This is a genomic window from Streptococcus sp. KHUD_018 (assembly GCF_054861215.1).
In genome coordinates, this window is sequence record NZ_CM142176.1 from 2,036,571 (window position 1) to 2,054,695 (window position 18,125).

The following is an 18,125-nucleotide window of genomic DNA, read 5'->3' on the forward strand; positions in this document are numbered from 1 at the left end:
CTTACTTCTCTTTTCTATCTACCTCTTGTAATAGCTGTCGGAGCATATTGGCACGGACAACTGAGGATTCTTCCCCTAGGACACGATCCGTTGCCACAGATACCAGTAAGGTCATCTCCTGCTTGGTCATCAAGTCCTGCTCCACCAAAAGCTGGAGAATATCCTCATAAATCTCCTGACTAACTCGCTCACCAATCGAGTAAAGCAAATCGCGGAGCATCTCATGATGATTGGAAAACTCAATCCGGCCTATGCGAATGTAGCCTCCGCCACCACGCTTGCTCTCAACCAAGTAACCTCTGCTTTCTGTAAAGCGGGTCTTGATGACGTAGTTAATCTGACTTGGTACAACCTGAAAGGTATCTGCTAACTGGCTCCGTTGCAATTCCACGATACCAGATTGGTCTAAAATCGCCTTGATATAGGCTTCGATATGATCTGATGTATTTTTAAATCTCATAGTAAATCAAACTCCTTCTTTGAACCTTGACTATCTTTGACTATACTATCATTTAACACTCTATAAGTCAAATTTTTAAGGCTCAACCATTGGAAATACTGACTTTTTTAAAAAACACTTTGGCATTAAATAGCCTTAGTTTTTCTTGAAAGTTCCTAAAAAAGTCCACAAAAAAGAGCCCTAAAAAGGGCGTAATATTGATGAGTTCAGCAGGCAAGAAACTAGCACGGTCAAACGTGCTTTTTTAATACCTGGTAATATTATAGCATATCTTCCACAGCATAGCCATAAGACACAAAGAAAAACCCTCAGATAATTTCTGAGGGAAGAAAATGTTAGTTGTTACGCTTCATCTTATCTTTAATCACTAGAATAACCACAGTTATAATGATCACAAATGTGACAATAAATAATAAAATCGATAATGCAAAAATTAACGAAATGGGCACACCCAAGGCAAGAAGGAATAAAATATAAACTAACACTAAAACTGCAAGTACTTTAATAAAATTAAGCATAGAAATTGCTCCTTTATTGTCAAAAAATTTAAACATGGAAATTATTCCATTGTTTAGTTTGAAGCACTCAAAATAGAAGTTATCTTGAAAATAGTAATCAAGGTTAAATTCAGCAATTTATATTATTGTTTTATCTAAGCAATTCGTTTTATCTGAGCAATTTGTTTTATCTAAGCAATTTGTTTTATCTGAGCAATTTGTTTTATCTGAGCAATTTGTTTTATCTGAGCAATTTGTTTTATCTGAGCAATTTGTTTTATCTGAGCAATTTACATGTTCAAGAATTTTGTTTCTATCTATTTCAAATAGTAACTTCACTCATAGTATAAAACATTAAAACTTAGATGTCAATCTTTTTTTATTTTCAGGGCTGCCAATTAGAATACATCCCCTAAAACAATTTATTTGAAGATTTCTATAATTTTTTCTTAAAAGTAAGCCTTTCATCCTAAATATATTAGTTTTTACCCCCTTTTTGTCTGAAGTGCTCCGACTTGGAAAAAGTTCCCTTCACCGGTACCCTACTAGGCAGAAAGATTTTTTAAAAGGTGGGGGGAGTCAATATCCTTTCAATTCCACAAATCTTTTAGCGATTACCTTTCTACGGCTATTTATATAACGAGTAGTTTTATTTAGTTTCTCTGCCACGTCTTCCCAAGTCGCACCAGCTTCTAAATATCTCATTTTAAAAATTACTAGATCACTTTCAATTAAGTTTTCCATCAAGGTATCTACAACTAGTTTGAAGCCTTCTAAATATCTTAGTGTTTGGTCTTCTTCAATTCTAATGATTGTCGCTTCAGTAGGACTAGATACTGTCTTGCCTTTCCCACCAGTATAATCTTCAGTGCTATGTTTCTTATTATGTATCAGTTCCTGTCTTCTCAAATAAATTTTATTAGCAAGCGTTCTATATCGTCCTAACTCAATATCTATCCCGTCCAGGTCTCTGTTACTCAACTCGTACATAGGCAAGTACCTCCACTTAAATTTAAAAAATTTTTTTATCTTTCAATTTGTCAAATTGTAAATTCTGTCAAACTGACAAAAAGCGCTAAAAGCCTTCCAACACTCCACTTACCAGGTATCATTGTTTTAAGTTTGACAACTCTTCAATATGACAAGTTCAAGGGAAATTTCTTTAATTTATCCCCTCAGTTTCTCATATCTTACATTCTGTGAAACTCACTCCATTCTGTAAACCCCTGATATACCTTGCTTTCAAGCTATTACTTCTTTTCAGTTTATGCTTACTTTGTTATGTGAAACTTAGTAAAGTTAAAAAACAAAGGCTAGTAATACTTCTTTTAATCATTCAGAATATTATTAGCCTTGTTTAAAGAATCAATTATTTTCTAGATACTCTTTAGCTTTATGGTAGTCCTTTGGAGATTCTAAGAAGAAAGGTAAAATAGTATGTGGGTATACTTCAGTTCGATACCGCGACAACTGATATTTCTGACTTAATTCTTTTACTACACTATTGTTTATTTCTTCAACTTCTTTTTTCAAATTTTGAATCTCATCAAAAGCATTTAGAATCTGTTTAAGTTTTTTCTGGTAACGCTTATAAACATTCTTATTTTCTGCCTGGCGCTTAGTTTCTTTAAAAATATATTCAAAAAGAGCCGAACTTAATTCCCATTCATCGTTTTCAAATTGTTTCTCCAGTAATTTAATAGATTTTTCCATTCTTTCAAGCTGCTCTATAGTTTCGGAGTTATTAGATAAAAATTCATCGATATTATCAAACGAAACATCTTGCTTCCTTACGATGTTTTTTCTTTTTTTATCTAGCTTTTCTCTTGCTCCTCTTATTTTATTCTTTTTATCATTTAGCTCTTCTAGTAATAAAAATACTTTTTCTTTATCCATTTCTTTCTCCTAGTTCCATTGAATAAAGTAACCACAATCTTCTTCAACTTTTTTTACATCAAATCGGGTATGTAAAATCAACCGTTTCCCAAAATAGTCATTCGCATTCACCCAACTAAGTGTATCTTTCTTGCGATCAAACAGAGTAACAAAGTTTTCTAGATCTCCGATAAAGCCTTTTTTGTCGCCTTTGTTCCCTAATGTCGTATCATCTACAATTAAAAAGTTATCTACAAAGAATGTTTCACTTGTTCCTGTCTCTTTATCAACTTTAAGAAGATAATTTCCTGAAGTGTCTTTCATTTTTTCTAAGACACTAAATAGTGATTGACTAATAACCATAGATACATTGCGCTCTGGATTGATTAAAGAAACAATAGATTTCAAGTCGTCCAGACTTGTAGCAGTCTGTACTTTCGCAGTTTGGAGAATTTTCCCAATCTCTCTATTTCGTGTTCTACGTTTTAATTTAATAATCTTCTTACCAAGAAAATCCGTTAAATTATATTGGCCATCATCTAATTGTTCCTGTGAAAAATCAAGTTTTCCACTGAATAATTTGACTAAGTAATCAACGCTGATAGTTTTCTTTTTATCTGCTTCTGTTCTCTCAGCCGAATTTTCGCTAAGTTCTTGTAATGAATCAGATTCAAAGTCAGTTACTTCATACTTCCCACCACGGGTACGAGTCTCAATAACATTTACTAGATCAACCAGTTCTTTACGTTGATGTTCATCTTCGTAACTATCAAGGATTGGTTTTTCAATGAGTACATGATTATTTTCTACGTTCATCCCTCTAGTGTTATAACCTGTACTTCGGATATAAGCTTCTAGATTTTCTTTTTGTTTAGCTAAGTTAGTTGTCATTTTTTTGCTCCTTTATCTTACAAGATTATTTACCTATATTTTTTATTCTTTGTTCAAATTTCTCTTTTATTTTTTCCTCTACTGGTTTTATGTGAGGAATTGCTTTGCTACGTCCCCCATTTCTTAATACATGTCCATGTTCTAATAAATGAGTTAATCTATATGTTGGATCTGCATTATAGATTACAAAAGAACCTTTAGAATTTTTCTTAAAGCGCCAATTTTTCGCATACTTTCCAGATTTTTTGGGGCTTGTTAGTTTCAATTCATTCACAGCTTCATTTGTAACCTCTTCAGCAATTAAATCTATCTGTTCTTCAACTTCTTCAGAGTAAGCTTCCAAAGCTTTAGCAATTTCATTTGCTAGATCACTCGTTAAACTCATTTCTCCTCCTTCATCTTTTAATATCTGATTTTTGTTTATAATTTTTTCTAAAATTCTTTGCTCTTAGCTTTTCTTTTATGACTCTCCGAGCCTTTAGAATCATTTTTTCTAGATTTTGGTTTGTCTTGTTTGTTAGCATATTTTTCTAGTATTTCTTGTTTCCGTTGTTCTAAGCTATCATCTTCTTTTTTACACTGAGAAAAGATTTTCTGTCTTTTATCTGGATCCATAGAAAACTTATTGGCTACTACATACCCTAAAGAAGTATCTCCCGACATCTCCCTCACCCCCTTTCTATGCAAACAAAAAGGGACATACCACTAGCATTATATGCTTACGGTATGTCCCTGAGTTGTTCTCAATAGACTTATTTTTTAGTTTCTTTTTTGACTAGATGGGTAAATTTTCCATCTGAGTAGAATAAAGTTATCTCTCCAAACCTTGGAACTTTTTCTATCTCTATTAGACCACATTTTTCGTAGACAACAAAGCCTTTTTCTGTTGCAAATCGCATTTTATCATCATTCATTGAAACTCTCCCCTCACTGTGTTTATAGTGTATCTCTTGTCTTTGATCGTGAAAGCCTTGAAAGTGTTCCCTTCTAAACCTTTCAAAATTCTACTTGAATTTCTAGCATTGTATACAGTCCGCAGTTCACTACTATCTAGGTTCGTGTTGAAAATCGTAGTTTCTCGATTATTGATAATATCAAACAAGAAATCCTGTTCCCAGTCGCTCTTAGGAGTGATTGTTCCATTTTTTGCCCCAAGGTCATCTATGATTAGAAAATCAACATCAACTAGCTTTTTAACTGCCTCATACTCTGTTAAGTTTGCATTTCTTCCATAAGCCCAGCCTTCTTTTATCTGCTTGATAATCTCGGTTAAGCTAACAAATAAAACACTCTTAGGCTCGTTCTTCTCCCTGAAACTCTCATTGATTTCTTTAGCCAAGGCAAGAGACAAATGACTTTTTCCGATTCCTGTGCTACCGCTGATTAAAGTATTTCCTGTCATACCTGCAAGGTACTTCTGGGCTTGCCCCTTTACAAACTCTAACATCTGACGCTCCTCTGTAGTCTTAACAAAGAAATTCTCAAATGTTGCTCCCTTCAACTCGTTAGGAATCGTACTGTCACGCATTAAGACATCATATGTTTTAAAGTAAGCCTGTCTGTCCTCGAACTGCTGTAATAGGTCTTTCTCTTTTTGTTTAATCTCTCCCTTTACACACTCCGGGCAAAATGCTTGTAGTTTTCTTTCTGAACTCCCTAACACTGGTACAGAAATTTCCCAATAATTTACCTGGTGAATATCGCAAACTTTATCCGATATTTTTCTGTTATTAAATTCTTTAAATTGTTCCTTCATCTTTGCAACTCCTAAAATGGTAGATCTGGAAAGTTGTCTTGAGACTTCCCTTTTATGGTTTTAGGCTTTTGATTCAAATAACCGTCAAACTTAGATCCGAAAAGTGTTTCTGGTCTCAGATATTTAGAAAATTCAGGACTATCCTTCCATTCTGCCGTTTTAATATCTATCACCTGTTTAAAATCTTCCAGTGTATAACCTTCCTTGAATCGTGCTAGTAAAAGCCTTTTTGTCTTATCAACAAACTTATACCGCTTATTAGCTACTTGATTCAGATAAGCAATAGGAATCCAAAGTTCTTTATGTTTTGTTTTCTCTAAATCTTTTATAGCTGTTTCTTCAAGCCAAGTAGGAAAAGTGAAAGATGAGCTTTGCTCATTAGGCGAGGTTCCCTCGACTATATATTCTTTATTTATATCTAACTTTAAATCTTGCTCTAACTCTTTATCTTTTTCTATCTCTTTCTCTGTCTTACATGTAGATAACGTTGTAAAATTATTAGATAACAATGTAAGATTATTTTCTTTCTCTTGTTGCTCTTTGCGGTAGCTTCTCATATATGCAGCGTGGTTTGTTTCTTGTTGTACCAAAGCTTTTGCTTGTGTTAACTCGGCATTTTTATCTTCATCAATCTGAATCAGGCCACATTGCGTAAAATAAGCTATAGTCATAGATATATCATCTTCAGAAACATCTAATTTCAAGGCCAGTTCTTCTTTTAAGGTTTCAAAGTACCCTTCGTAATACAGAATACAATCACTTTCAAGACTTTCTAACATCATGCGCATATAGATCACTGTCATGGTATAGCCACCAGGCATACTTTTTAGACGCTTAATAAATAGGTTGTCAAAAAATTTCTTATCAATTTTCAACCAAAAATATACTTTAGTCTTTGCCATCATCTACCCCCAAAAACTTTAAAACGTCTGAGATTTTATAATACGCTTTTCTAGTATCTTCAATAGGCGGTATATACTGTGGTAGTCCCGCACCTTCCCATTTTATCAAGGTTTTATCTCCTATGCCCAGTTCTTCCTTTAGTTCCACCTTGCTGATCAAATCTAATCTTTTTTGAGGTACTTTCTCATGGCTTTTTAAATACCGTTCCACTGCTTCCAAAATCTTAGACTTTAAATCTTCAATCATTTTTTCAAACATCTTAGTACCCCCATGGCTTAACCGCTGCAAGCTGAATATATCGCCCATAATCAGGGTTTAAATCTTCGCTATATGTTTCTGTTATCTGTGTACTTTCTCGCTCGATTTGGGCGCTTTTTTTGCGGTCTCGGTGGTTTAGATAAAGTAGTAGGCCAAGCAGTAGCAAAGTAAAGACAATAGACTGCGTATTGCTTAATTCTAGTTCATTCATGCTATGCCCTCGCTTGGTAATTCTTGATATAATTTACTTGATAGCTTCGCTCCATCTTCAGAAAGTCGTACACCTCTTCTGGAGTTACTTTATCATCTAAAAAGTCAATGATGAACTGAAAGAGGTTCGGATTTCTATCCTTGATTTCAGTAATTCGGTTGTCAAATTCTGATTGTGTCATGTTATCTAGATCTAGAGTCATATTTTTCTCCATTAGCCTTTCCTTGTCCTTTTTCTTACCTGTTTTCTATATGGTATGCTTCACCACTCCAAACGCTGGGCGATTGCCCCAAGTTGGCGAACGCTTGTAGCGGTGTTTCGTGAGTAATTACCCATCTTTCAGCTAAACAAGGTCTTAGAATCACCCTGTCAGCACTTGATTTTCAAAACCTTTTCTAATTGCTTGCCTGCTATTCGGTTTTTCTTTAGGTATTTGATAGAATAGATATTTTTTGCTATAATCAAAGCATAGAAAAAATTTCTATACTCTGAATTGTGTCGCTTGCTCGCCTCGTCTAAAATTTGAGCAAGTGATTTTTTTATTTTCTTTTTGCATAATTACTACCTGACTTTGGTTTATAAATCAAATCTTTACTATCGATAAGATCTAGAATCCAACTGATTCCCTGTTCTACTGTTTCAAGAAATGCCCCTAAATCCTCACTTTCTAACTCCTCATAATTTCTACAAAGATATCCAACTAGTTCTCTATCCTTCTCGACTAAGCTTTTAAAATCCTTGGGATACTTAGGAATTTCTAACCCTTTGGCATTCGTAACTGTCTTAAAATCATTTTCCATTTTCTATACTCCTATACTTTAAAAATTAGTTCTTTAATTTCTGAATACCCCCTATTCAAGTTGATCATAGCTATTACCATATCTTCCAAGCGCTGATAGCTTGTCAGTTCTACACTTGTCAAGCCATCGATACCATTCTTACTTTCTCGCTCCTTCATGAGTTGCGCTTTATTCTTCCCTGTCACTCCCTTTAGTAGTAAGTTTGTAAGTGTACTATAGGCATGCTTGGGGGCTTTCTCCCATGTTTGAATAGCTTCAGTTAAACTTTTACGCTTTGGCTTTTCCAGTTCTCTTTGAAGGTAGCGTTTAGAAAGTTCGTCACGCATTTCAAAGAATGCTTTGACTAGGTTTGTCTTGAAGTCAATAACTTGCGGTGTGTTGTCTAAGTAAGTTATTAGTAGTGTAGCTTGTTGCTCATTTAAACGATAGACTTTTTTAGGTCGTCCTTTTCCGTCTAATTTATGGATTTCAAATCCATAAAATCCAAACGCCGTAAATCGCTCTTTGTGATTTCTTAGTAGACGTGTTACAGTGTGGTGCTGTACTCCAGCACATTCAGCGATGATTTCGCTTGTAGTATACGGCTCTTTCTTGCCGTCCATGTAAACCAATTCCATTAGTTCGCTCCTTTCTAATAGTCTTCTAAAAGCCACTCTATCACACTTTCGTAAATGCGTTTAGGTGCATCGTAGTTGCCAGCTTCAATCTTTACTAGAGTGGGAGGTGTAATTTTCAGCCTCTTGGCTAACTGAACTTTCCCTAACTGAAGTTCTCCTCGTTTTCGACGAACTTTTTTCGCATGTTCTATAGTTAACAACATTATCAACTCACTCCTTTCTAAAAAATCTTTATTTTGACGAAAGTTTTTTCATCACATTTTGAATTATAAACGAATTTTTTTTCGTTGTCAAGCGATAAATGAAATTTTTTTCGTCTATGATTTTATTTTTTCTCTCTACTATGTTATACTCTAGATAAACGTATAAGAGGATAACTAATGGAAAAACAAACACCTAAAAATAATCTAAAAAAACTTAGAATAGAAAAAGGATTCTCCCAAAAAGAATTTTACGAAGATATTATAAAAAAAGAACTAGGTTTGGATATTACTTTACGAACTTATCAAAATTGGGAAAATTCAAGTAATGAAATCAAATCAAAACCTGCTCTACTACTTGCTGAATATTTCAGGGTAAATGTTGGATATCTTTTAGGGGACGACGAAAGAAGAACTAACTATCTGTCTTCGACTATAGAGAAATATGGAGATAACATGGATTCCCCTGCGGACTTCGCAGGATATGGTTTATTAGCGCTAACTCGTGGTGAAAAAGTAAGAGATACTGTGATTGAAAACCTTAGAGAAATCACCGATTATTATGGTCATAAAAGGTTTTCTAAGGAAGAGTTTAAAAATTGGAGTCAAGAGAAAAAAGACTTTATGATAAAAGAAATGCAAGACTATGCTGATACAAATATCGGAAGATTTCTTGCAGGCCTAATGACATTTCCTGATAAAACTAAAATTACTATTATCGATTTCTTGTCCCTAGATAAGAGCGATAGAGAAGCACTTAGTACAATAATTTCCTCATTAGCTGATAATCCTGTTCTTCATAAAGATTATGATGACTAATATAAAATTACTAGACACTATATAAGTCCCATAATCGCTTTATTTTCTTATCTGGTACATTTTTACAGTCCATCCTCTTAAAATCGAAAATAGAGAGGTTCTTGTAGCTCCTCGCATGGAAGTTTTTGACACTGTAAAACAAGAAGGTAGTTTTTCCACTGCTTCTGGAGCAAATGGACTACACTACGTTGTCCTTCAGGTAACTTTGAAAGAAAAGTTTTTCGGCACTGGATCAGGAAACCTTACAGAATTAGAAGATGTTATCAATAAACAAGCTTCAAAAGGTTATCGCCTACATACCATCACAACCGCCAATGGTGGAAGCAAAGGACTAGGCGGTGGAGACCGTATCCAGGCTACAATGGTTTTTGAGAAGATTATATAAAACCTTCCTTAATTTCTAAGCTTTTCTCTGTTTAAATAGGGAGTTTAAAAGATAGGAAGCAAAAAAATAAAAGCTAACAAGTTCGCTAACTAGTTGACATATGGCTCCGAATGGATTATAATTTATTTAATCTTAATGAATGGTTGCAGTAGTGACCTACCAAAAGGGGCTTCTAACGAAGCTCCTTTTGTGCATTATTTCGAGGTACAATTAATGAAACCTTTTACAAATATTGATGAACAAATAGAGTTACTAAAATCAAGAAATCTAACATTTCTAAACGAAAGTTTAGCAAGGCAATCTCTAACTAATTATGGATACTATGAAATAGTGAACGGCTATAAGTATTTCACTATTGAATTGGACTCTGAAGAGGAAATCTATAAAGACGGTGAAACGTTTGAACATATGCTCGCCCTCTATGAACTTGATAAGAATATCCGAAAAGGAATTATAGAGGCGACTATGGAAATTGAATTGTCACTACGGACAGCAATTGGTTACGTTGTCGCAAAAGATATCGGAGTTAAAAAAGAGCAGTATCTGAATAGAAAAAATTATAATCAAGGTAAGAAGAATAAAAGAGGTTATGAGATTGATCAGCTCATTCATAAATTAAATAAAATTTACAATGATAACTCTGAACCTTATAAACACTACAGAGAAACTCACGGACACATTCCGCCATGGATTCTTTTAAAAGGTACTACTCTAGGAAACCTGGTAACAATGTGTAAGCTACTAAAACCTGCTCAAAAAGAGCAAGTCATTTCAACCTGCCTAACAATTCCTAAAGAATTTATAACCGAGGAAGTAAAAGCAACCTTTTCAGAAATTCTATACCTAGTTTTGGCATTTAGAAACCGTTCAGCTCATAGCGGTAGGCTGTTTAATTATCATTCTGAGAAGTATTCAATCAGCTATAGAGAATTTTTCCACAAACGTATGGGAATATCTGAAGCTGGCTATAGAAAAGGCGCAGGAAAAAACGATTTATACACCCTTTTCAACTCTCTTACATGGTTTAAAAATGAAGATGCAGCATTTCATGCCGAATTTGCTTTATTCTATTCTCTCAAGGAACATCTTAAAAAATTCCCTGATGACGATGTTATGTTTACGATAGAATCAGGTATGCCATTAGAGTATATAAAAGACAAAATAGTTAAGTATTCTGAATAGACCTATTTACTAAGTAATTATAAACCCTATATCCGCCTTGTTTCTTATTCTGGTACAATTTTACCATCTGACTGCTTAAAATCAAAAATAGGGGCATTCTCGTAGCTCCTCGCATGGTATAAACTCAAAACCTTTTCTAATTGCTTGCCTGCTGATGAAAAAGGAGTTAAAACCATGAAAATTACACAACACACGAAAAAAGACGGATCAGCAGTCTACCGCTCTAGTATCTATCTTGGTATCGATTCTGTGACTGGTAAGAAGGTCAAGACTACCATATCAGCACGAACAAAGAAAGAACTCAGACACAAAGCCACTCAGGCTAAGATAGAATTTGAGAAAAACGGCTCTACACGGAAACAACGCTCGCATATAACAACCTATAGCGAACTTGTGGACTTATTTTGGCAAACCTACCAACATACCATAAAGACTAACACGCAGATAAAGATAAAAGGCTGCTTAAATAATTACCTCTTGCCCTCATTTGGTACTTACAAACTAGATAAACTTACTCCTGTTATTATCCAAACTCAGGTAAATAAATGGGCGGATGAGTACAATCAGGACGGAACGGGATATAAAGAATACAATCACCTTCACGCCTTAAATAAACGTATTCTACAGTATGGAGTTTCTATCCAAGCATTAGACAATAACCCTGCTCGTGATGTTGTCATTCCTAGAAAGATAACAAGAGATAAGCAAGAAATTAAATACTTTCAAGATCAGGAACTTAAAAACTTCCTCTCCTATCTCGATAACCTGGAGAATACCTTTATCAATTTCTATGATACTGTGCTTTATAAAACGCTCCTAGCTACTGGACTGCGCATCCGTGAATGTCTGGCCCTGGAATGGTCTGATATTGACCTGCAGAACGGAACGATTGATATTAACAAAACACTCAACATTTTAAACCAGGTAAACAGTCCTAAGACAAAATCAAGCTATAGAGTTCTAGATATCGATCATAAAACAGTGCTCATGCTTCGCCTCTACCGAGCAAGACAAGCAGAAAACGGTAGAAACATTGGCTTAACCTATGAAAAGGTATTCTCTGATAGCTTTGACAACTATGTCAATACTCGAAAGGTTGATTATCGCCTACATAAGCACTTAAAAAACGCTAACTGTACTGATTTAGGCTTTCATGCTTTCCGCCACACTCACGCTAGCATCTTGCTTAATGCTGGCCTGCCATACAAGGAAATACAGACACGGCTTGGCCATGCAAAAATATCTGTAACTATGGACACTTACAGCCATTTATCAAAAGAGAACCAAAAAAGAGCAGTCTCATTCTTTGAAACTGCCCTCGAAAAAATAAAAAGTTCTTAAAAAAGTCCACAAAATAAAAAAAGCGATACATAAAACCCTTATGTATCAACGTTTATAGAATGTTTTCGGTATAATTGACTATTATACCGAAATTTTTGATTTTTTAAAAGAAAAAGGGCGCTGGTAAAGGATAATCTTCACCAACTCCCTGTTTTTCTAGGTATTTAATCCTAATTCCGCCAAGATTTGACGTTTGTAGGCAATTTTTTGGACTTCCTTGTCCTTGTCTTCAGACCAATCTAGTTTAATTTCTGAAACAATTTGCCCAGGGCGGTTTTTCAAGATATAGATGCGGTCACTGAGATTAAGGGCCTCCTCGATACTATGTGTGATAATCAAGGTCGTCAGTTGCAACTGCTTGTGAATCTCCAGATACCAAGCGTGGAGTTCCATCTTGGTCATCTCATCCAAAGCACTAAAGGCCTCATCCAAAAGAAAGAGCTTGTGCCCGAAAAGGTAGGTTCGGAGCAAGGCCACACGCTGACGCATCCCTCCACTAAGTTCATAAGGATACTTGTCCCGTACAGCTGTCAGCTGGAAGGTCGCAAGGATTTCATCCGCTCGGGCAATGGCCTCCGCCTTATCTACCTTTTGAATCAAGAGGGGCAGGATGATATTGCCAAGCACCGTCTTATGCTCCAAGAGTAGATCCTTTTGCAACATATAACTCACGCGCCCCTTAGGATTTTCCTCGTCGTCAAGGACAATTCGCCCAGATTGGACTTCTAAAATCCCAGCGATTAGGTTAAAGAGAGTGGTCTTTCCAACACCACTTGGACCTAGGATAGAAACTACTTCACCTGACGTCACCTGCAGGTTGATGTCCTCTAAAATCTTTTCATCGCCATAGGCATAACTTACGTGTTCTAGTCTTATTTCTGTCATTATTTTACAAATTCGTTAGTGAAGCCTTTGTCTGTCAAGTCTTCTTTTAGGATACCATTTTCTTTATCCCATTTGTAGAAGGCATTCCAGCGAGCTGCGTCAAATTGTCCCCATTTTTCCTTATCGCTTGCGTATTCTTTTGACAAGTATTTTTGAGATTCGATGACAAAGTCACGTTTTTCCTTGAGTTCAGGTGCATTCTTGATGAGGATATCTGCAGCTTCTTCTGGATGTTCCATGGCATATTGGTAGCCTTTTTTGATGGCTTGGATAACTTTGCGAGCTTCTTCTTTGTTATCTTTCAGATAGTCGTTGTTAGCGATGATTACTGGTGAGTAGTAGTCAAACTCTTTGACATAGTCTTTCAAGTACATGAAGTTAGCATCTACGCCTTGAGATTTGGCAAGGATACCATCCCAACCGTAGTAGATCCAAGCAGTGTCAAAGACCCCATTAGCAATAGGTGTGATAGAGTTTGAGTCGTTGTTTGGTACTTTTTCGACCTTCTCAAAATCTCCACCTTGAGATTCTACCAAGGTTTTCAACATAGCAAGCTCCGTTGGGTCATTCCATGTTCCGTATTTCTTGCCAACCAAGTCTTTTGGACTGGTGACATTGTCAGATTTACGAGAGATGATTCCTGATGTATTGTGCTCTACGATAGCTGCAACAGCAGTAATTCCTGCACCTTTTTCCAATTTCTTAGCCATGTAGTCTTGGAAATACACTGCAAATGGTGCCTTACCATTGATAACCAAGTCAGATGAGCTTTCTTCAGGTGGCAATTTCAAATCAACATCCACTCCAGCTTCTTTGAAATAACCTTTTTCCTTGGCAACATACAGCCCTGTGTGGTTGGTATTTGGCGTCCAGTCTAGGATAAAGTCAATTTTTTTGAGTTCTGCTTCTTTATTATTGTCCTTAGAAGCAGTTCCTTGACCACAAGCCACAAGCACGACAGCTACAAGAGCTGTTACAAGCGTTAAAAACACTTTCCATGTTTTCTTCATTTTAATTTCCTCTTTTCTTTTTCTCAAACGTTATTGTTCTATGAACGTTTCCATTTAATCACATATTTTTCACTGACATCGACCAGCTTCATACCCAAAAGGCTGATAATCGACACCAGAATAATAATAGCAAACATAGTATCATACTGAAACAGTTTCTTGGACTGAATCATATAAACACCTAATCCTTCAAAGCCTCCCAACCACTCAGATACCACTGTTGTGATAAAGGCGTAGGAGACACTGACCCTCAGACCTGCATAAAAGTAGGGCAGGCTGACCGGAATTTTAAAATGCCAAAGGATTTGCCAAGGTTTAGCTCGCATCAGACTAAACAAGGTCAGCATATCCTTGTCACAATGCCTAAAACCATCCAAAATACTGACGATGATAGGGAAGGTTGTCGTCAGGATAATCAAGACAATCTTGGGCAAAATCCCATAACCTAGCCACAAGACCAGGATAGGAGCTATGGCAATGGTCGGAATGGTCTGGACAACCACCATCATAGGGTAAATCAAATCATTGAGCCAAGTCAGACTGTCCATAAGCACCGCCATGAGACAGGCAATCAAGACTCCTAAGACTAGTCCGAGTAAAGCCACTCTCAAGGTCGCCCAGCTATGGTGCCAGAGAAATTCTCTGTCACGAACAAAGGCCTGGAGAATTTCAAAGGGAGTTGGCAGGATAAACTTGGGTAAAAGTTTGAATATTCCTGCTAACTGCCAGACCGACAAGACTCCTATAAAGCCCAAAAGACTAATGTGTCGTCTCAGTATACTTTTCAAGTTTCTCATCGATGCTTAAAATCTCTCCTACATTTATTTTGACATTGGCAAAGACATTATCTGCCTCCTGCCCTGCCACTTCTAGCGCTTCTTTGAGAATACGCATGAGCTCATCAAACTCCCCTTCCAAGACCGTTTCAAATGGTGTCACCACCATGGTCACGAATTGAGTTTGCAGATAAGCAATCACTTGATTGATAACAGCAATTCGATTAATCCCCTGTGATAGGGGCAAGACTTGCAAGGCAATGCTTGCTTTCATAAAAACCTCCTCTTCTCAGTTTTTCTTTTTGACAAAAAGAAAAACCTTTGCCATATATGGAAAAGGTGCAGAATTCGGCTAAGTATCCTTCCCTACGCTGGCATTACCCAGATCAGGTGCGGTCGAAGTTTAACACTTCCTCTCAGACTGTACACAGACTCCCATATCTTATATGGACATATAGTAACGCAAATACAAGGAAAAGTCAAGGAAACTGCTTACAGAAAACTATGAAAAAGAGTTTGAAGGCAAGTACTTCAAACTCTATCATATCTTTCTTATTTAGCCTCGTACCAGGTTGCTCCTTCATTCTCATCAGCGATGAGGGGAACACTGAGCTGGATGGCTTCTTCCATGGTTTGTTTCACCAGCGCTTTGACGGCTGCTAGTTCTGATTTCGGAACCTCGAGGACGATTTCATCATGCACTTGCAACAGCATCTTGGTCTGATAACCACCTTCAACTAGAGCTTTGTCTAGCTGGATCATAGCAATCTTGAGGATATCTGCTGCTGAACCCTGAATAGGAGAGTTAATGGCTGTACGCTCTGCAAAACCACGAATGTTGAAGTTGCGTGAATTAATATCTGGTAACTCACGACGACGCTTGAAGAGGGTCTCTACATAGCCCTTATCACGCGCTTCACGCACCACCTCATCCATGTAGTTTTTAATACCTGGGAAGCGTTCAAAGTAAGTATCAATGTAGGCTTTTGCTTCCTTACGGCTGATGCCCAGATTATTAGACAAGCCAAAGTCTGAAATCCCGTAAACCACTCCAAAATTTACCGCCTTGGCATTACGACGGTCGTTTGGAGTCACATCCTCAGGGCGTTCAATTCCAAAGACACGCATGGCCGTCGAGGTATGGATATCTGCTCCCTCTTGAAAGGCCTTAATCAAGTGCTCATCTTTAGAGATATGTGCCAAAACGCGCAATTCAATCTGCGAATAGTCCGAGCTGAGCAGCACGCTATCCTCCCACTCAGGTACAAAAGCCTTACGAATGAGACGGCCTTGTTCCAAACGAACAGGGATATTTTGCAAGTTTGGATCTACACTAGACAAACGTCCGGTCTGGGTCAAATCCTGCACATAGCGCGTGTGAATCTTGCCATCATCCAAAATCCAATCCTGCAAGCCAATCACATAGGTAGATTGAATCTTAGCAATCTGACGGTAGTCGAGGATTTTCTTAACAATCGGAGCAATAGGAGCCAGCCGCTCTAGCACATCCACGGCTGTCGAGTAACCTGTCTTGGTTTTCTTAGTATATTCCAGAGGAAGACCCAACTTTTCAAAAAGGAGGACGCCCAACTGCTTAGGCGAGTTGATATTAAACTCCTCACCAGCCAACTCATAGATTTCTTGAGTGAGCTGCTCAATGACGACCTCATTTTCAACCTGCATCTCAAGCAGGGTTTCTTTTTTGACCTTGATACCAGCAATTTCCATCTTGGCAAGGACAAAAGCCAAAGGTTGCTCCATGTCATAGAGGAGATCTAACTGCCCATGTTCACTGAGTTTTTCAAGCAAAACCGGCTCAGTCTCAACCAATACAGCAACCTTGCGAGCCAAGTGCTCCAAGAATTTCTCTCTCTCAGGGATAGCTTTCTTGACACCCTTACCGTAGAAAGTCTCATCATCAGCCAGATAAGTCTGACCATAGAGATTCGCAATGGTTGAGATTTCATTGTTCTCGACAGTAGAGAGTAAGTATTTGGCCAAGCGACTGTCAAAAGCAGGTGCCTGCAGGTTCAAACCAAAACGATTTAAAAGAACCTTCGCTTTCTTAAAGTCATACACTTTCAGAGATGTTTTTTCTAAAAATTCCTTGAGAATCGGCTCCTGCAAGAGCTCAAGTTTATCTGTAGCGTAAAGTTTATCCCCACAGGACCAGGCAAAACCAACTAAGTCATCTGTATGGTAATTCTCACCAAAGAGTTCAAAGTGGAAGATAGAGTCTGCGCTCAGCATGTCTTGACTGACTTGGTCAACGATGGCGAAATCCAAACTTTCAGGCGCATCCGTTGATGACACATTTAAAGCTTGCTTGAGCTGTTTGAAGCCCATCTCATCGTAGAATTTCCCGAGATTTTCCACATCTGGGCCATTATATGCCAAGTCTTCCAGGCCAATCTCAATTGGTGCCTGAGTTTCAATGGTCGCCAAGGTTTTAGACAGAAAAGCTTGTTCCTTGTCATTGATGAGATTTTCCTTCATCTTAGAAGCCTTCATCCCATCAATATTTTCATAAATACCCTCAAGCGAACCATGCTCCAGCAAGAGCTTGATACCCGTCTTTTCACCGATTTTCGTGACACCAGGGATATTATCAGACTTATCCCCCATGAGGGCCTTAAGATCAATGAACTGAGCTGGCGTGAGGCCCATCTTTTCCATGAGATAGTCTGGCGTAAAGGCCTCAAACTCAGCCACACCTTTTTTGGAAATCTCGACCACCGTGTGCTCGTCCGTCAACTGGATCAAATCCTTATCTCCGCTAACGATTGTCACATCAAAAGAATCCTTCTCAGCCAAGCGACCTAGGGTCCCGATGATATCATCCGCTTCATACTGGGCCAACTCATAATGGCGAATCCCAAGATGGTCTAACAACTCACGAATGAAGGGAAATTGCTCACGAAACTCATCTGGAGTTTTAGCACGGCCACCCTTGTAGTCTGCATACATCTCTGTACGGAAAGTCGTCTTACCTGCATCAAAGGCTACCAAAACATGACTGGGCTCAACCCGCTCCAAGACATGATTCAACATGAGTTGAAAGCCATAGATTGCATTGGTATGAAGGCCATTAGCATTTTTAAAACGATCCAACTGCTGATAGAGCGCAAAAAAAGCTCGAAAAGCAACTGAAGATCCATCAATTAATAATAATTTTTTCTTGTCCATACACCCATTATAAAGGAAAGCAGGGAAAAATACCATCGGAAAGAATAGGCAAATGGTAATGAAGTCCTCTTTT

At 37.4% G+C, this 18,125-nt stretch carries 24 protein-coding genes; 4 read left to right on the forward strand and 20 right to left on the reverse strand.

The features are described from left to right. Position 1: 1 nt before the first annotated feature. From ACVBD2_RS10265 to ACVBD2_RS10335, 15 genes are all read right to left on the reverse strand, one after another. Positions 2-460, reverse strand: a complete 459-nt coding sequence (locus tag ACVBD2_RS10265) for a CtsR family transcriptional regulator (protein WP_084921098.1) — start codon at positions 458-460, stop codon at positions 2-4. A 1,076-nt stretch (positions 461-1,536) separates the two neighbouring features. Further along, entirely contained in the window at positions 1,537-1,947 is a 411-nt protein-coding gene (locus ACVBD2_RS10270) for a DUF722 domain-containing protein (protein ID WP_007518096.1), read from the reverse strand. A gap of 375 nt (positions 1,948-2,322) precedes the next feature. After that, positions 2,323-2,853 carry a hypothetical protein gene (locus ACVBD2_RS10275; RefSeq protein ID WP_261068488.1) on the reverse strand — a complete coding sequence of 177 codons (531 nt, stop codon included), beginning with the start codon at positions 2,851-2,853 and terminating at the stop codon, positions 2,323-2,325. A gap of 9 nt (positions 2,854-2,862) precedes the next feature. After that, a complete protein-coding gene (locus ACVBD2_RS10280) occupies positions 2,863-3,723 on the reverse strand; it encodes a phage major capsid protein (protein ID WP_461685745.1) in 861 nt (286 codons plus the stop codon). Positions 3,724-3,748: 25 nt separating this feature from the next. Beyond that, the gene (locus ACVBD2_RS10285; protein ID WP_137992120.1) at positions 3,749-4,108 is read right to left on the reverse strand and encodes an HK97 gp10 family phage protein; all 360 of its coding nucleotides are present in this window, start codon (positions 4,106-4,108) and stop codon (positions 3,749-3,751) included. Positions 4,109-4,155: 47 nt separating this feature from the next. Further along, the gene (locus tag ACVBD2_RS10290; protein ID WP_461685746.1) at positions 4,156-4,386 is read right to left on the reverse strand and encodes a hypothetical protein; all 231 of its coding nucleotides are present in this window, start codon (positions 4,384-4,386) and stop codon (positions 4,156-4,158) included. An 89-nt stretch (positions 4,387-4,475) separates the two neighbouring features. Further along, positions 4,476-4,637, reverse strand: a complete 162-nt coding sequence (locus tag ACVBD2_RS10295) for a hypothetical protein (protein WP_461685747.1) — start codon at positions 4,635-4,637, stop codon at positions 4,476-4,478. After that, complete coding sequence (locus ACVBD2_RS10300) at positions 4,634-5,479, reverse strand: ATP-binding protein (RefSeq protein ID WP_461685748.1); 846 nt, start codon at positions 5,477-5,479, stop codon at positions 4,634-4,636. Before ACVBD2_RS10300 ends, ACVBD2_RS10295 begins: the two co-directional genes overlap by 4 nt. An 11-nt stretch (positions 5,480-5,490) precedes the next feature. After that, positions 5,491-6,381: a conserved phage C-terminal domain-containing protein gene (locus ACVBD2_RS10305; protein ID WP_461685749.1), complete on the reverse strand. Its 891-nt coding sequence runs from the start codon at positions 6,379-6,381 to the stop codon at positions 5,491-5,493. Further along, positions 6,368-6,640 carry a hypothetical protein gene (locus ACVBD2_RS10310; RefSeq protein WP_049490554.1) on the reverse strand — a complete coding sequence of 91 codons (273 nt, stop codon included), beginning with the start codon at positions 6,638-6,640 and terminating at the stop codon, positions 6,368-6,370. The genes ACVBD2_RS10305 and ACVBD2_RS10310 overlap by 14 nt, the downstream gene beginning before the upstream one ends. Position 6,641: 1 nt before the next feature. Beyond that, entirely contained in the window at positions 6,642-6,851 is a 210-nt protein-coding gene (locus ACVBD2_RS10315; protein ID WP_461685750.1) for a hypothetical protein, read from the reverse strand. A 1-nt stretch (position 6,852) separates the two neighbouring features. Further along, a complete protein-coding gene (locus ACVBD2_RS10320; RefSeq protein WP_265492188.1) occupies positions 6,853-7,053 on the reverse strand; it encodes a hypothetical protein in 201 nt (66 codons plus the stop codon). A gap of 337 nt (positions 7,054-7,390) precedes the next feature. Then, entirely contained in the window at positions 7,391-7,651 is a 261-nt protein-coding gene (locus ACVBD2_RS10325) for a hypothetical protein (protein WP_461685751.1), read from the reverse strand. 11 nt (positions 7,652-7,662) lie between these two features. Further along, a complete protein-coding gene (locus ACVBD2_RS10330; protein ID WP_461685752.1) occupies positions 7,663-8,268 on the reverse strand; it encodes a Rha family transcriptional regulator in 606 nt (201 codons plus the stop codon). Positions 8,269-8,282: 14 nt separating this feature from the next. Beyond that, positions 8,283-8,471: a RodZ family helix-turn-helix domain-containing protein gene (locus ACVBD2_RS10335; RefSeq protein WP_125449771.1), complete on the reverse strand. Its 189-nt coding sequence runs from the start codon at positions 8,469-8,471 to the stop codon at positions 8,283-8,285. 177 nt (positions 8,472-8,648) lie between these two features. Between ACVBD2_RS10335 and ACVBD2_RS10340 the strand changes: the two genes are divergently transcribed. The 4 genes from ACVBD2_RS10340 (at position 8,649) to ACVBD2_RS10355 (ending at position 12,195) form a co-directional block, all read left to right on the forward strand. Then, on the forward strand, positions 8,649-9,287 hold the full coding sequence (locus ACVBD2_RS10340) for a helix-turn-helix domain-containing protein (RefSeq protein WP_125449769.1): 639 nt from the start codon (positions 8,649-8,651) through the stop codon (positions 9,285-9,287). A gap of 115 nt (positions 9,288-9,402) precedes the next feature. Beyond that, the gene (locus ACVBD2_RS10345; RefSeq protein ID WP_461685753.1) at positions 9,403-9,672 is read left to right on the forward strand and encodes a DUF4177 domain-containing protein; all 270 of its coding nucleotides are present in this window, start codon (positions 9,403-9,405) and stop codon (positions 9,670-9,672) included. Positions 9,673-9,885: 213 nt separating this feature from the next. Then, a complete protein-coding gene (locus tag ACVBD2_RS10350) occupies positions 9,886-10,854 on the forward strand; it encodes an Abi family protein (RefSeq protein ID WP_461685754.1) in 969 nt (322 codons plus the stop codon). A gap of 174 nt (positions 10,855-11,028) precedes the next feature. Further along, the gene (locus ACVBD2_RS10355) at positions 11,029-12,195 is read left to right on the forward strand and encodes a tyrosine-type recombinase/integrase (RefSeq protein ID WP_461685755.1); all 1,167 of its coding nucleotides are present in this window, start codon (positions 11,029-11,031) and stop codon (positions 12,193-12,195) included. Between the two features lie 156 nt (positions 12,196-12,351). Here ACVBD2_RS10355 and ACVBD2_RS10360 read toward each other — a convergent pair whose 3' ends face one another. The 5 genes from ACVBD2_RS10360 to polA form a co-directional block, all read right to left on the reverse strand. After that, positions 12,352-13,080 carry an ABC transporter ATP-binding protein gene (locus ACVBD2_RS10360; protein WP_461685756.1) on the reverse strand — a complete coding sequence of 243 codons (729 nt, stop codon included), beginning with the start codon at positions 13,078-13,080 and terminating at the stop codon, positions 12,352-12,354. Further along, entirely contained in the window at positions 13,080-14,090 is a 1,011-nt protein-coding gene (locus tag ACVBD2_RS10365; RefSeq protein ID WP_461685757.1) for an ABC transporter substrate-binding protein, read from the reverse strand. Before ACVBD2_RS10365 ends, ACVBD2_RS10360 begins: the two co-directional genes overlap by 1 nt. 38 nt (positions 14,091-14,128) lie before the next feature. Continuing rightward, entirely contained in the window at positions 14,129-14,887 is a 759-nt protein-coding gene (locus tag ACVBD2_RS10370) for an ABC transporter permease (RefSeq protein ID WP_461685758.1), read from the reverse strand. Then, positions 14,850-15,140, reverse strand: coding sequence for a thiamine-binding protein (locus ACVBD2_RS10375; protein WP_461685759.1), 291 nt, complete (start codon positions 15,138-15,140; stop codon positions 14,850-14,852). The genes ACVBD2_RS10370 and ACVBD2_RS10375 overlap by 38 nt, the downstream gene beginning before the upstream one ends. A 278-nt stretch (positions 15,141-15,418) precedes the next feature. Beyond that, a complete protein-coding gene (gene polA / locus ACVBD2_RS10380; protein WP_461685760.1) occupies positions 15,419-18,052 on the reverse strand; it encodes a DNA polymerase I in 2,634 nt (877 codons plus the stop codon). Positions 18,053-18,125: the final 73 nt, after the last annotated feature.

What these genes read in the sequence shown, in the direction of transcription:
- ACVBD2_RS10315 (WP_461685750.1), bottom strand. Translation starts at nt 6,851, where the DNA reads ATGAATGAACTAGAATTAAGCAATACGCAGTCTATTGTCTTTACTTTG.
- ACVBD2_RS10300 (WP_461685748.1), bottom strand. Translation starts at nt 5,479, where the DNA reads ATGAAGGAACAATTTAAAGAATTTAATAACAGAAAAATATCGGATAAA.
- ACVBD2_RS10305 (WP_461685749.1), bottom strand. Translation starts at nt 6,381, where the DNA reads ATGGCAAAGACTAAAGTATATTTTTGGTTGAAAATTGATAAGAAATTT.
- ACVBD2_RS10370 (WP_461685758.1), bottom strand. Translation starts at nt 14,887, where the DNA reads ATGAGAAACTTGAAAAGTATACTGAGACGACACATTAGTCTTTTGGGC.
- ACVBD2_RS10360 (WP_461685756.1), bottom strand. Translation starts at nt 13,080, where the DNA reads ATGACAGAAATAAGACTAGAACACGTAAGTTATGCCTATGGCGATGAA.
- ACVBD2_RS10265 (WP_084921098.1), bottom strand. Translation starts at nt 460, where the DNA reads ATGAGATTTAAAAATACATCAGATCATATCGAAGCCTATATCAAGGCG.
- ACVBD2_RS10275 (WP_261068488.1), bottom strand. Translation starts at nt 2,853, where the DNA reads ATGGATAAAGAAAAAGTATTTTTATTACTAGAAGAGCTAAATGATAAA.
- ACVBD2_RS10350 (WP_461685754.1), top strand. Translation starts at nt 9,886, where the DNA reads ATGAAACCTTTTACAAATATTGATGAACAAATAGAGTTACTAAAATCA.
- ACVBD2_RS10355 (WP_461685755.1), top strand. Translation starts at nt 11,029, where the DNA reads ATGAAAATTACACAACACACGAAAAAAGACGGATCAGCAGTCTACCGC.
- ACVBD2_RS10310 (WP_049490554.1), bottom strand. Translation starts at nt 6,640, where the DNA reads ATGTTTGAAAAAATGATTGAAGATTTAAAGTCTAAGATTTTGGAAGCA.
- ACVBD2_RS10365 (WP_461685757.1), bottom strand. Translation starts at nt 14,090, where the DNA reads ATGAAGAAAACATGGAAAGTGTTTTTAACGCTTGTAACAGCTCTTGTA.
- ACVBD2_RS10340 (WP_125449769.1), top strand. Translation starts at nt 8,649, where the DNA reads ATGGAAAAACAAACACCTAAAAATAATCTAAAAAAACTTAGAATAGAA.
- ACVBD2_RS10320 (WP_265492188.1), bottom strand. Translation starts at nt 7,053, where the DNA reads ATGACTCTAGATCTAGATAACATGACACAATCAGAATTTGACAACCGA.
- ACVBD2_RS10270 (WP_007518096.1), bottom strand. Translation starts at nt 1,947, where the DNA reads ATGTACGAGTTGAGTAACAGAGACCTGGACGGGATAGATATTGAGTTA.
- ACVBD2_RS10295 (WP_461685747.1), bottom strand. Translation starts at nt 4,637, where the DNA reads ATGAATGATGATAAAATGCGATTTGCAACAGAAAAAGGCTTTGTTGTC.
- ACVBD2_RS10290 (WP_461685746.1), bottom strand. Translation starts at nt 4,386, where the DNA reads ATGTCGGGAGATACTTCTTTAGGGTATGTAGTAGCCAATAAGTTTTCT.
- polA (WP_461685760.1), bottom strand. Translation starts at nt 18,052, where the DNA reads ATGGACAAGAAAAAATTATTATTAATTGATGGATCTTCAGTTGCTTTT.
- ACVBD2_RS10285 (WP_137992120.1), bottom strand. Translation starts at nt 4,108, where the DNA reads ATGAGTTTAACGAGTGATCTAGCAAATGAAATTGCTAAAGCTTTGGAA.
- ACVBD2_RS10375 (WP_461685759.1), bottom strand. Translation starts at nt 15,140, where the DNA reads ATGAAAGCAAGCATTGCCTTGCAAGTCTTGCCCCTATCACAGGGGATT.
- ACVBD2_RS10345 (WP_461685753.1), top strand. Translation starts at nt 9,403, where the DNA reads ATGGAAGTTTTTGACACTGTAAAACAAGAAGGTAGTTTTTCCACTGCT.
- ACVBD2_RS10280 (WP_461685745.1), bottom strand. Translation starts at nt 3,723, where the DNA reads ATGACAACTAACTTAGCTAAACAAAAAGAAAATCTAGAAGCTTATATC.
- ACVBD2_RS10325 (WP_461685751.1), bottom strand. Translation starts at nt 7,651, where the DNA reads ATGGAAAATGATTTTAAGACAGTTACGAATGCCAAAGGGTTAGAAATT.
- ACVBD2_RS10330 (WP_461685752.1), bottom strand. Translation starts at nt 8,268, where the DNA reads ATGGAATTGGTTTACATGGACGGCAAGAAAGAGCCGTATACTACAAGC.
- ACVBD2_RS10335 (WP_125449771.1), bottom strand. Translation starts at nt 8,471, where the DNA reads ATGTTGTTAACTATAGAACATGCGAAAAAAGTTCGTCGAAAACGAGGA.